The sequence below is a fragment of the Iodobacter ciconiae genome (genome assembly GCF_003952345.1).
Classification (GTDB): domain Bacteria; phylum Pseudomonadota; class Gammaproteobacteria; order Burkholderiales; family Chitinibacteraceae; genus Iodobacter; species Iodobacter ciconiae.
Genome location: NZ_CP034433.1, coordinates 2083647 through 2095872, shown reverse-complemented (window position 1 = coordinate 2095872; position 12226 = coordinate 2083647). Strand labels below are relative to the sequence as shown.

Genomic DNA, 12226 nt, shown 5'->3' with positions numbered 1-12226 from the left:
TCTGGCGACCATAGCGAGGTGGTCCCACTCCTTCCCATCCCGAACAGGACAGTGAAACACCTTAGCGCCGATGATAGTGCAGATTACCTGTGTGAAAGTAGGTCATTGCCAGACACCTTTACTGAGCGAATCAAAGATTCGCACGTGATGTAAACAAGACCCCCGTACTCGAAAGAGGCGGGGGTTTTGCTTTGCGTGGAAGAAAATCAAGTATCAGTGCAATTGAGAAAATTTGGGCAGCGCAAGTAACTTCCTTACTTATTCGTGTTATTTCGTGGCAGTGCTGTGGAAATGAGTGATGCGATTATTATAAATATCGCAGAAATCCATAAATATGCTATGAGACTTTCTTGTTCCAGTAGTTATGGATAGTTGATAACTGCAATTTATTGGACTGTGTCCATGCAGGGAAAGTAGTATTACTAATACCTGAATGGGTAATCCCCCCACAAAACCAGCTCATTTTTAAGTAGAATTTTCTCGCAGTCTTTGAGCAGCTTCTACATGAAAGCAGCATGTTATTCTGATAGCCAGATTATGGCGATTTTAAAGCAAGCCGAAGCCGGTTCGACCGTTCCCGATCTGTGCCGCGAGCACGGCATGAGCGCCGCATCATTCTATAAGTGGCGCGCTAAGTTTGGTGGCGGTATGGACGTCTCGATGATGACGCGAATGAAAGAGCTGGAGGATGAAAATAAGGGCCTTAAAAAGATGTATATCGAAGCCCAAATGCAGGCGGACATCATCAAGGAAGCCATGTCAAAAAAGTGGTGAAGCCATCTCAGCGCCGCGAGATGGCTCACTGGGCCGTTGAAACCAGGGCCGTTTCTATTCGTACGGCTTGCGCTAGCTTTGCAATTAGCACGACTTGCTATCGCTATATTCGCAAACTAGATGCGGAAAATGCAAAAATTGCGGATTCGCTGATTCAGCTTACTGAGACGAATCTAAGCTGGGGCTTTGGCCTCTGCTTTTTGCATCTGCGCAACGTCAAGAAAAAACACTGGAGCCATAAACGCGTCTACAGAATTTACTGTGATTTAGAGTTAAATCTGAGGAATAAAGCAAAAAAGCGCTTAGAACGCGAAACGCCAGCGCCATTAGCCGTGCCGGCAGCAAAAAATGAAACGTGGTCGATGGATTTTATGCACGATCAATTAGCTAATAGCCGTAGCATTCGCTTATTTAACGTGATTGATGATTTTAATTGTGAAGGCTTGGGTATTGAAGTCGATTTCTCTTTGCCGGCAGAGCGCGTAATACGCAGCTTGAATCAAATCATCGAATAGCGCGGCAAGCCTAAGCGAATCAGGTCCGATAATGGCCCTGAATATATTAGCCATCTGCTAAAGAATTGGGCAGAGCAACAATCGATTGAATTGGCTTATATTCAGCCTGGCAATCCGCAGCAAAATGCATATATTGAGCGTTATAATCGTACCGTACGTTATGAATGGCTGGCCTGTGATGACTTTGAAAGCCTTGCCGAAGTGCAAGAAACTGCAACGCAATGGCTTTGGACTTACAATAACGAGCGCCCGCATATGGGATTGGGCGGCATCACCCCGAAACAAAAACTGGCATTACATGCCTAGGGTCTGTTGACGTTTCAAGCTAAAGTCATGCAATGATGGATGCAAACCCGCAGAATTCAGGTTCCTACACCATTTCCCCTGCAGGTTTGCGATGCCCCGATTAATGCTCAGTAACGAGCTTTGGTCGAAGCTAGAAAAGATTCTGCTTCAACACACCATTTACAACAAGCCTGATTTACGAATTACCGTCGAAGGAATGTTTTACCGCATGCGCGTTGGCTGCCCATGGCGGGATTTACCCAGCGCCTTTGGTGAATGGAATTCCGTCTATAAACGCTTTAATGCTTGGTCTGTAGCTGGGAAATGGCTCAATATTTTCAAAGCCTTACTGATCGACCCCGATTTTGAATGGGTATTCATTGATGGTAGCTATGCCAAGGCGCATCAACACAGCGCCGGGGCGGCCAGCGATCAATCTGAAGCGATTGGCAAAAGCCGTGCAGGGAACACCAGCAAAATTCATTTGGCGGTAGATGCTTATGGTTTGCCGATTGCCTTCGAAATTACCGGAGGCGAGATTAATGATTGTACTGCCGCCCCAGAACTGATTGCCCAACTGCCTTCAGCCGAAGTGATCATCGCAGATAAGGGGTACGATAGTGAGTACCTTCGAGGACTGATTTCTGCGCAGGGTGCGCGATCAGTGATTCCCAGAAAACGTAATTCAATCAAAGGGAATGTGGATCTAGATCGTGGGCTGTATTGCTATCGACATTTGGTCGAGAATGCTTTTGCGCGATTGAAGCATTACCGCGCAGTGGCATTCCGATATGACAAGTTGAAGCGAAATTATGAAAGTGTCATAGCCATGGCGTGCGCATTTTTATGGCTACCGATGTGAAACGTCAACAGACCCTAGGGTAGGCAAAAAAATGGCTTCCCAGGTAGGAAGCCATTTTTATTGAATATAATCTTTGTTTATTTCTGAACAGCTTCTACAGCAATGCTGAGTTTAACATCGTCACCGATATTGGGTACATAAGTGCTCATACCAAATTCACTACGTTTGATTGTTGCTGTTGCATTGGCACCGCAAGCTGGTTTTTTCATCATCGGATGCATATCACATTTGAAATTGCTGACTGCTAATGTGAGTGGTTTGGTTACACCTAAAAGGGTAAAGTTGCCATCAACAGCTACTAATTTTTCGCCTTCAAATACCAATTTATTGGATTTAAAAGTCATTGTTGGAAATTTTTCTGTATTAAAAAAATCGGGGCCTTTAACGTGGGCATCGCGTTTTTCCCAACCGCTATTTAAGCTGCGGGTATCAATGCTGATATCTACGCTACCGGTTTTCTTTTCTGCATCTAATGTAATGGTGCCACTTGATTTATCAAAGCGGCCATTTTGAATTGAAAAACCCAGGTGGCTTAATTCAAAGCTTGGGTAGGTGTGGGATGGATCTAACTGATATACAACGGGTGCGGCAAATGCAGTGCTGCTTAAGCCTGCTAATAATGCTGTGGCGATAAAACGCTTCATCTTCTGACTCCGGTGGGTGGGTGAAACTTATTTGCCAGCTGTGCCAGCGAGGGTGATTTTATATTTAATAGTAACTTGATCTGCAACGGTATCCGTATCCGCCCACATGCCATCACCTAATTTATATTGCAATCGTAAAATAGGGAGTGTGCCTTCAACGATCAAATTGCCTGCTTCTGGCTTGGCAGTGAGTTGAGTTGTTATATCTCGACTAATGCCTTTAATGGTTAATTTGCCTTTCGCCTCAAATTTATTATTACCTAGCGTTTTAATACTGCTGGCAATAAAGGTGGCCTTAGGAAAGCTGGCAACGTCAAACCAGGCTTTCTTTTTGGCTTCGGTATTACCATCGCTGCCCCCCACATCAATGCTAGCTAGATCGACGGTAATTTCAGCTTGGGCTTTTTCTGGCTTGGCTGGATCAAAATCTACTTTGGCGGCAAAGCTTTTAAAGCCACCATCAACCGACACGCCCATTTGTTTAAAAGTGAAATCAATTTTACTTTTTTGCGGAACGAGAGTCTGGGCGGCACTTGCCGAGAGGCTAAGTGCCGTGAGTAGTGTAGCGCTAAGAATATGACGAATCACTGTGTTCTCCAGTGGGAAAGCTAAACAAGCTTAGATGAGTGAATTTATACTTTATTTTTTACGTAAAAATGGCAGCATACGGGCAAGGATGGTGTCCTTATCAATAAAGTGATGTTTGAGTGCAGCAGCAGCGTGTAGGCCAATCAAGATTAATAGCGCAGTGGCAAACAGGCCGTGGCTATTACCAAAGAAATCAGCTTGTTCTGGATTTTTTGCAATAAGATCAGGTAATTTCCACAGGCCCAGGTAAACAACCGGGAAGCCTTTGGCCGAACTCATTAGCCAGCCGGAAATAGGCATGGCAAACATTAAAAGATAAAGCAGATGATGTACGCCGATTGATAGCCTACTTTGCCATGCTGGTAGGCCAGGATCAGCAGCGGGAGCACCTTTGATTTTTAACCAGATAAGACGAATAGCAACTAAACCAAGAACGGTGATACCTGCCCATTTATGCCATGAGATCATTTTGAATTTAGCGGGGGAAAGTGGCATATCCTCCATGGTCCATGCGAGACCAAAGGCGGCACAGATAAGAAGAGCCATTAGCCAGTGCAATAGAATCTGGACGCTATCGTATTGTGTTTTACTCATTTGATTCACTATTAGGTGTGTCTAAATCAACTAAATGATAATCACTTAGTCATTAAATTTGCTTCGAAGTTCAGCAAGCACACTGGTTATTTCAGCCAGTTTTTGCTCAGGCAGATCAGAAAAAAAGGGGCGGATGTATTCAAGATGCTGAATAAATGTATTTTCAAATAATGTTTCACCTTTGGGGCTTAGATAAACCCGAAAACTACGTCTGTCTTCATTGGTTGTTTCTCGGTTTATTATCCCGCGCATTTCCAGGCGATCTAGCACCCCAGTGAGTGTTCCTTTTGTGATGAGCGTTTTCTCCCCCAGCTCCCGGCAATTCATACCCTGTGTATTACCTAGTGTGGCGATAATGTCAAACTGGGCGGGTGTTAAATCCATGCTTCGAATATGCCGGTTGGATAGTTGCTCAAAAGCTTGGTAGCAGCGAACCAGTTCACGGATTGTGACTTGGAAGTTTTCCATGACGTATGGCTTTTATTGTTCGTGTTAGTACTATTTATATCAGATCAAAAAAAATGCTGCAAGCAAGGTGGATTACTTACTATGTGTCAAGATAAGCATTGATTGAAATATTTGTATTTCAGGCCTGGGATCAGAGAAACAGAAAACTGTCGACAAATCATTAGTAAGGGCTGCAAGCAGCCCTTTGTGATGGCTGAGTGGATTAATGCGCCATTTTAAATGCGGTGCGTAGATGCCTGGCCACACCGGATTCTTCATTACTACCAATTGTTAATACGCCTGGCAGGGCAGCTACAAGGCGCGGATTAGCATTACTCATTAGTCGTGGATGCCCTGCAGTTTGGAGTAATTCCAGATCATTTTGTCCGTCGCCAAAAGCAATACATTGCTCAGCCAAGAGGCCCAGGCGCGCTAAGACAACTTGCAGAGCGTGGCCTTTGGAAACGCCTGCTGCCATAACTTCCAGGCAATCTGGCATGGAAAAAGTGATATAGAGTGTGTCGCTAAAACGTTCACGCAGTTTTTTTTCTACATCTAGTAGATGTTCATGCTCGCCAATATAAAGTACTTTGGCGACGCCTTTTCCGTGATGGTTGGCAAGATCACTGATTTGATAGGTAAAGCCGGAATCCTGATGCATATCGAGTAAATACTGGCTGTGTTGATCAATTAGCCAGGCATCATCAAGATAAAAACTTAACAGGGTGCCTGTTGCAAATTCGGCTTGTGATAATTCCTGTACTGCAGATGCCGGAATATTCTCTGCATGGATGAGTTGATTTTCAGGGCTATGAATACGCGCGCCATTGGATGTAATCAGGTGAGCGCGGACACCTAATACATCACGAATGCCCATTACGTCTAAATAATGACGGCCCGTGGCAATGACAAATTGAACGCCACTTTTTTCTAGTTGCTGCAAGGTGTCTGCGGTATAGGCATCGACCATATGTGCATTATTGAGTAAGGTGCCATCAAGATCGGAGGCGATAAGTTGATACATCGTGGGCAATCCGGTTGATTTTGGGAGCCTTGATTCTAACTTCTATCATATGGGTTTTGTGCTTGTAAAAATGCCAAATAAAATAAATTAAAACCCTGCTCCCGGTAAAGAAAGATAGTTTAATTCTTCCATTGTCGAATTTCGGCCTAAAAGAGTATTGCGGTGAGGGAAGCGGCCAAAGCGCTGAATTACGGCGTGATGCTTGATTGCGTAATCATAAAAACCTTGTAGTTGCGGTTCATTTTGCCATTGCTTCATTAGGGAAAGTGTTAATTCTTGGTCGGCTAAATTTTCAGAATGTTCCAGGGGCAAATAGATAAATAGCTGCTCCAATGCATGAAACTGGGTATTAAATCCTGCATTAATTATATCTTTGGCTGCTTGTAAAGCCAGATGATCATAGGCAAAAGAGCGAGCGCTATTTCTAAAAATATTGCGGGGAAATTGGTCAAGTAAAATAATATAGGCCAGGCAGTGACGAGGAGTTTTTAGCCAGTGATTGAGCTTGCCTTGTGCTGCCATTTCAACAAAAGCTAGAAATTTTGTATTAATTTGAGCATCAAATTCCGCATCTTTATGAAACCATTGTGCACGGATTTCTAGCTGCTCGCCAAACCAAAAAGAGAGAACATCATCAGGATTCATTGTTGTACCGTAAGCGGTTTAGATAGTGGGCTACAATACGCCATTTTAGCCCAGCTTGTACGGGGAGTTTTATGCATAGTGTGGTCGATGTGATTGTAATTGGAGCTGGTGCAGCCGGGATGATGTGTGCAGCAACAGCCGGACAGAGGGGCCGCAGTGTTGTGCTGATTGATCATGCTGCTAAGCTTGCCGAGAAAATTCGTATCTCGGGTGGCGGGCGCTGTAATTTTACTAATTTGAATACATTGCCCAGCTGTTATCAATCGGAAAACCCACATTTCGTAAAATCAGCGCTTAAACAATACAGCCCATTTGATTTTATCAAGATGGTTGAGTCGTACGGCCTTGGCTATCACGAAAAGACATTAGGCCAGCTATTTTGCGATCAAGGCTCACAAGCCATTATTGATATGTTAAAAGCCGAAGTAGATTTGGGGGGGGCGATCTGGCGTATGGATACAGGTATTGTGGCCATTCAAAAAACCGACCTTGGTTTTGAGGTAGCAACAAGCAAAGAAACCTGGCTTTGTAGCTCCTTAGTCATAGCCTGTGGCGGCTTATCGATTCCACCTATTGGGGCAACGGGCTTGGGATACGAGATTGCGAAGCAATTTGATATCCCGGTACTGCCTTTAGCTGCCGCACTGGTGCCGCTCACTTTTCAGCCACAGGATTTATGGGCTGATTTAGCCGGGGTGGCGATCGAAGACACGATTGTGAGCTGTGGTGATATGCAGTTCAGAGAGGCAATCTTGCTCACTCATAAGGGTTTATCTGGTCCTGCCATTTTGCAAATATCCAGCTACTGGCGGGCAGGCGATACTCTGGAAATTGATCTGCTACCTGATGTTGACTTTGATGAAATTTGGGTGGCTGTAAATCGTGATGCTTTAATCAGCAATATTCTTTCCGAGTATTTGCCCAAGCGTCTGGTGCAGGCATGGCTCATGCAATGGGGTGAAATCAAGCCACTTAAGCAATATACGGCTAAAGAGCTGGCTGCTATTGAAGAGAGCTTGCATCACTGGTGCATTATGCCGTCCGGTACCGTCGGGTATAAAAAAGCGGAGGTGACACGCGGTGGTGTTGATACCCTGGCGTTATCGTCTAAAACTATGGAGTCACGCCAGGTTGCGGGTTTATTTTTTATTGGTGAGGTGGTGGATGTGACCGGCTGGCTGGGCGGATATAACTTTCAATGGGCTTGGTCATCAGGTTATGTTGCGGGATTAAATTCCTAGGTATATAACGAGATTTCCAGTAATGGCAAAAGGAGATTGAATGAATGGTTTCCAAGAAGTGCTGTTTGCGGAGATGAAGTCTGGCTCCGTTGCGACGCGCGATGTGTCGCTTTGCTGGTACCTGTAGTGGCAGTGATGGCGTGCAAGTCGTCACATGAAAGCCTTCAGGTATCGTTGTAAATGCCCTTTGCATTATGTTAGAAGTGAGTACTGTTAGGTTGTTTTAGCTGTAGATGTGGCCGTACTGTTTTGTACGTCTTTTCCCTGTAGCTGCTGTTGAAGTAACAGCTGTTTTTATAAACATTAACCTGCAGTTAACATTTCATCTGTTTTTTCGTTAGAAGCAACGGAGTGCATTTGCACTCCGTTGTTATTGCTTCTTTCTTTAAAAATTCTATAACGCACGGTTGTTTACGTGTCAGTCAAGATTATTTCAATTTGCATGCCGCAGTGCTACGCGTTACCTAAGATTTAAATGTATTACAGCTACTCACAGCGCCACTTTCCAGGCCTTGTTTAAACCAGTGCATGCGTTGTGCTGAGCTGCCGTGGGTGAATGCATCCGGTGTAATGGCTTGGCCCGCGCTGCGTTGTAATGTGTCGTCCCCAATGGCATTGGCTGCGGCCAAGCCTGCTTCGATATCCCCTGGCTCAAGTATTTTTTGCTGAGCGGCATAGTGGCCCCATACTCCAGCCAAGCAATCTGCCTGTAGCTCAAGCTTTACTGATAAAGCATTGCCTTGCTTTTTGGATAGCTGCTGCTGTTTTTGGTGTACTTTGCCAGAAATGCCCGCTAAGTTTTGCACATGATGGCCAATTTCATGGGCAAGTACGTAGGCATTAGCAAAATCACCCGGTGCACCAAAGCGTTTGGCTAGCTCATCATAAAAGCTGAGATCGATATAAACTTTTTGATCGGCGGAGCAATAAAATGGTCCCATTGCAGAAGATGCACTGCCGCAAGCAGATTTTACCTGCCCCCTGAATAAATAAAGTTTAGCGGGGGTATATTCTGTGCCAAACGCGGCAGGGTAGGCTTTGCCCCAGACTTCCTCTGTTGAGGCCAAGATTGCCCTGGAAAACTCGCTAGCAGGATCTTTTGCATGCTCGCGTTTACCGGGTGTTTGCTGTGCATTGGGTGTGCTAACACCGTGGTCTGGGATGAGTCCCAATACTTGCAGCGGGTTTTGCCCAAGCAACAGGCTGATGACGCCGACAATCATAACGCCACCAATTCCCAGCTGCCCTATGGGTAAGCGAGCCGAATGACCACTACTGGCATCATCATTACGATGATCTTCGACATTATCGCTACGTCTTAAATCTTGCCAGCGCATTGTAATCTCCGTTTTTGTGTTTTAGCTCAGTCCAAGCACGTCCTGCATATCAAACAGGCCTGGTTTTTGTCCCTTTAAAAAGCGGGCGGCACGAACCGAGCCTTGAGCGTAAATGTTACGGTTTGAGGCTTTATGTGAAATTTCGATGCGCTCGCCCATCCCCGCAAAAATTACGGTGTGATCTCCAATGACATCTCCGCCTCGCAGTGTGGCAAAACCGATGCTGGAAGGATCTCGTTCACCGGTAATGCCTTGCCTATCATAGATGGCACAATCTTTGAGCTGATGACCCAAGGCACCAGCAACGGCTTCACCCAGCATTAAGGCTGTTCCGGAAGGCGCATCGACTTTCATACGATGGTGCATTTCCAGAATTTCGATGTCATAACCGGTATTGAGTGTTTTTGCAGCGACTTCGAGTAGTTTTACCAGCAAATTTACGCCTGTACTCATATTGTAAGCATGAACAATAGCGATATGGTTTGCGGCGGCCCGAATGGCGGTCTTTCCAGCTTCTTCGAACCCTGTGGTGCCAATAATCATATTCACACCATATTGCTGGCAGGCCATCAGGTGTTGCAGCGTGCCCTCGGGGCGGGTGAAATCGATTAAAACATCAGCACCTGTCAGACTTTCAAAATTGGCACAAATGTTTACACCACAATTTTTACCAAGAAAAGCCGATGCATCCTGCCCGATTGCGGGGCTGTTTTCACGATCCAGAGCGGCAAAAAGCTGGCAATCACTCTGTGCAAGCACTGCTTCGATCAGCATACGGCCCATGCGGCCGCTGCTACCGGCAATGGCAATTTTGATGCTCATTGGCTTATTCCTTGCTGACCGGTACAGCAGTTATACTACCCGCAGCCGAAGCGGCTGCAGGTAGTTCTGTGGATTTGAATTTGGCTGGGGCTGGTAGTGTTTCACCGCTGAAGCTGGCCAGGCTGTCTCCTTCAAAAATAAGGACAAAGCTTTTCTTTTCTTTAAGCTCACCAGCACGAGCATCACTGTGAACGTAATCCCAGCGGTTGGCATGAAAGGGATCGTTCAGCAGGGGCGTGCCTAAAAGAAAGCGGACTTGGGAGCGTGTCATCCCTGTTTTGAGCTTAGCAACCTGATCTGCTGTAATCTCGTTTCCCTGAGGGATGTCGAGCTTATAAGGTGTAAGAAAATTTGCAACACTGCACGCCGAGGTCATCAGCGCGATAGGGAGCAACAAAATGAGTACTTTTGCCTTCAACATGAGCGATATTCTTCCAGAGCGGGTTGGAGTGACCAACTTAAACGCTATATCATAACCTGATCTGGCCGCTTGCCGAAGTACATAGCTTAAATCAGGGAGATTACATATGAGTAAAGCTAACGAATTAAAAGAAATGGGTCTGAAAGCAACAGGCCCACGCCTGAAAATCTTGAACTTGTTCGAGACTGGCGAGCAGCGGCATATGACAGCAGAAGATGTCTATCGTCTGCTGCTTGCTGATAATTTAGATATTGGCCTGGCCACGGTTTACCGGGTTCTGACTCAGTTCGAGCAGGCAGGGATTTTGGTTCGCCATCACTTTGAAACAGGTAAATCCGTGTTTGAGCTGAGCGCGGGTGGACATCATGATCACCTGGTCTGTGTGAAATGTGGTGAGGTTGAAGAGTTTTACGATTCGGAAATCGAAAAGCGCCAGGATGCGATTGCAAAAGAGCATCATTTTGAGATTCAGGATCATGAAATGTATTTGTATGGCATCTGTGCAAAATGTAAGGCCACATAGTTTGTGATTTCATGGCTGGATAACAGTTTGCAATTTCCCTCGCTTTCCAAGGCCTTGCGGGAGCCAAATGGTTTGTTGGCAGCTGGTGGTGATTTATCACCCCGGCGGGTGCTGGCTGCGTACGCGGAAGGTATTTTCCCCTGGTTTATGCCGGGTGAGCCTATTTTGTGGTGGAGCCCTGATCCGCGAATGGTGCTCTTTCCTGAAGAGCTGCATATTCCAAAGTCTTTGAATAAAGTTTTACGCAACCGTGCCTACGAAGTGCGTTTTGATACCGCTTTTAACCAGGTTATGCAGGGCTGTGCGGCACCTCGGGATGGGGAGCCTGCCACATGGATCAGCCACGAGGTCTGCGCCAGTTATGGGGCATTGCATCGGGCTGGCTGGGCACATTCTGCAGAGTGCTGGATTGATGGAGAATTAGCAGGTGGTTTATATGGAATCGCTATTGGTAAAATGTTCTACGGTGAATCCATGTTTGCAAGAAAACCGGATGCTTCTAAAATTGCTTTTGTACATTTGGTGCGCTATTTACATCAGCAGGGGTTTGGATTGATTGTCAGATGCGTACAGATCATTTGGCCCGTTTTGGCGCACGAGAAATTTTACGTGATGAATTTATGGCACAACTTAAGCTGCTGACTCAACAAGAGCATCTTGCCGGGCCTTGGTCTTATTAAAACAGGGTAGATAGATGAATGATTCGCTACGTACGCGCACCACACCATTGCAATTTTATACAACAGCCCCTTATGAATGCAGCTACCTGGAAAACCAGCTCGCCAGATCACAGGTTGCTGTGCCTGCCGAGCTGATTGACAGCCATGCGTACAGTCAGCTGGTGCAGCACGGATTTCGGCGTAGCGGCTCATTTGTATACCGCCCCTGGTGTGATTATTGCAAAGCATGCATACCGGTCAGATTACCTGTTGCCCAGTTTAAGCCCGACCGGGCCCAGCGCCGGGCACAAAAGCGACACGCGGGCTTGCAAGTACGGGTAATGGCTTTGGAATACAAAGAATCCCATTATTTGCTTTATCAGCGATATCAGCTTGCACGCCATGCAGGCGGTGGGATGGATAAGGATAATCGGGAGCAATATCAGAATTTTATTTTAAAAAGTAATGTTGGTAGTTTTCTGGCTGAATTTAGTCTGGATAATGAAATTCAGATGGTAAGCTTGATTGATCAGCTGGATGACGGCATTTCTTCTGTTTATACCTTTTATAATCCGGATCTGCCCAATAGCAGCCTGGGTGTGTTTAATATTCTTTGGCAAATTTCATTGGCTGCAGAAATGCAGTTATCTTATGTTTATCTGGGTTACTGGATTGATCAGTGTCGTAAAATGGCTTACAAAGCACGCTATAGGCCGATTGAGGGTTTATTTAATGGCTGCTGGCAATCTTTGCCAATTGAATGATAAATAGAAACAGCCGGTTTTTTTCTGCTATTACACCACAGCTTTAATCTTTAACATAATTGCCACATCTAATTGTGCGAT

General features: G+C 45.7%; 13 protein-coding genes, 1 rRNA gene and 2 pseudogenes. 7 read left to right on the top strand and 9 right to left on the bottom strand.

The annotated features are described in order from the left end of the window. The 3 genes and pseudogenes from rrf (at position 1) to EJO50_RS09220 (ending at position 2436) form a co-directional block, all read left to right on the top strand. Positions 1-114, top strand: a 5S ribosomal RNA gene (gene rrf, locus EJO50_RS09230). 390 nt (positions 115-504) lie between these two features. Next, positions 505-1595, top strand: a pseudogene (locus EJO50_RS09225) (IS3 family transposase). Positions 1596-1686: 91 nt separating this feature from the next. Next, the gene (locus EJO50_RS09220; RefSeq protein ID WP_125971449.1) at positions 1687-2436 is read left to right on the top strand and encodes an IS5 family transposase; all 750 of its coding nucleotides are present in this window, start codon (positions 1687-1689) and stop codon (positions 2434-2436) included. 77 nt (positions 2437-2513) lie between these two features. Here the strand turns inward: EJO50_RS09220 and EJO50_RS09215 are convergent, their stop codons facing one another. The 6 genes from EJO50_RS09215 to EJO50_RS09190 form a co-directional block, all read right to left on the bottom strand. Beyond that, positions 2514-3080 (bottom strand): YceI family protein, encoded by a 567-nt coding sequence (locus EJO50_RS09215; RefSeq protein WP_125973549.1) that lies wholly within the window; start codon positions 3078-3080, stop codon positions 2514-2516. Positions 3081-3107: 27 nt separating this feature from the next. Next, a complete protein-coding gene (locus EJO50_RS09210) occupies positions 3108-3668 on the bottom strand; it encodes a YceI family protein (protein WP_233702025.1) in 561 nt (186 codons plus the stop codon). 51 nt (positions 3669-3719) lie between these two features. After that, the gene (locus tag EJO50_RS09205; RefSeq protein WP_125973547.1) at positions 3720-4262 is read right to left on the bottom strand and encodes a cytochrome b; all 543 of its coding nucleotides are present in this window, start codon (positions 4260-4262) and stop codon (positions 3720-3722) included. A 45-nt stretch (positions 4263-4307) separates the two neighbouring features. After that, complete coding sequence (locus EJO50_RS09200) at positions 4308-4730, bottom strand: MarR family winged helix-turn-helix transcriptional regulator (protein WP_125973545.1); 423 nt, start codon at positions 4728-4730, stop codon at positions 4308-4310. Positions 4731-4932: 202 nt separating this feature from the next. Continuing rightward, positions 4933-5733, bottom strand: coding sequence for a Cof-type HAD-IIB family hydrolase (locus EJO50_RS09195; protein ID WP_125973543.1), 801 nt, complete (start codon positions 5731-5733; stop codon positions 4933-4935). A gap of 87 nt (positions 5734-5820) precedes the next feature. Beyond that, a complete protein-coding gene (locus tag EJO50_RS09190; protein ID WP_125973541.1) occupies positions 5821-6378 on the bottom strand; it encodes a DUF924 family protein in 558 nt (185 codons plus the stop codon). Positions 6379-6449: 71 nt separating this feature from the next. On the opposite strand from EJO50_RS09190, the gene EJO50_RS09185 reads away from it, so the two are divergent. Beyond that, a complete protein-coding gene (locus tag EJO50_RS09185) occupies positions 6450-7619 on the top strand; it encodes a BaiN/RdsA family NAD(P)/FAD-dependent oxidoreductase (RefSeq protein WP_125973538.1) in 1170 nt (389 codons plus the stop codon). A 464-nt stretch (positions 7620-8083) separates the two neighbouring features. Here EJO50_RS09185 and ypfJ read toward each other — a convergent pair whose 3' ends face one another. The 3 genes from ypfJ to EJO50_RS09170 are packed head-to-tail and all read right to left on the bottom strand — an operon-like array spanning position 8084 to position 10199. Beyond that, positions 8084-8956 carry a KPN_02809 family neutral zinc metallopeptidase gene (gene ypfJ, locus EJO50_RS09180; protein ID WP_125973536.1) on the bottom strand — a complete coding sequence of 291 codons (873 nt, stop codon included), beginning with the start codon at positions 8954-8956 and terminating at the stop codon, positions 8084-8086. 21 nt (positions 8957-8977) lie between these two features. After that, positions 8978-9778 (bottom strand): 4-hydroxy-tetrahydrodipicolinate reductase, encoded by an 801-nt coding sequence (dapB, locus tag EJO50_RS09175; protein ID WP_125973534.1) that lies wholly within the window; start codon positions 9776-9778, stop codon positions 8978-8980. Between the two features lie 4 nt (positions 9779-9782). Next, positions 9783-10199: an outer membrane protein assembly factor BamE gene (locus tag EJO50_RS09170; RefSeq protein WP_125973532.1), complete on the bottom strand. Its 417-nt coding sequence runs from the start codon at positions 10197-10199 to the stop codon at positions 9783-9785. A 106-nt stretch (positions 10200-10305) separates the two neighbouring features. On the opposite strand from EJO50_RS09170, the gene fur reads away from it, so the two are divergent. The 3 genes and pseudogenes from fur to EJO50_RS09155 all read left to right on the top strand — a co-directional run bounded on the left by fur (position 10306) and on the right by EJO50_RS09155 (position 12145). Beyond that, positions 10306-10722, top strand: a complete 417-nt coding sequence (fur, locus tag EJO50_RS09165) for a ferric iron uptake transcriptional regulator (protein WP_125973530.1) — start codon at positions 10306-10308, stop codon at positions 10720-10722. Positions 10723-10725: 3 nt separating this feature from the next. Then, positions 10726-11402: pseudogene (aat, locus tag EJO50_RS09160) on the top strand (leucyl/phenylalanyl-tRNA--protein transferase). A 14-nt stretch (positions 11403-11416) separates the two neighbouring features. Beyond that, positions 11417-12145, top strand: coding sequence for an arginyltransferase (locus tag EJO50_RS09155; protein ID WP_125973528.1), 729 nt, complete (start codon positions 11417-11419; stop codon positions 12143-12145). Positions 12146-12226 lie beyond the last annotated feature (81 nt).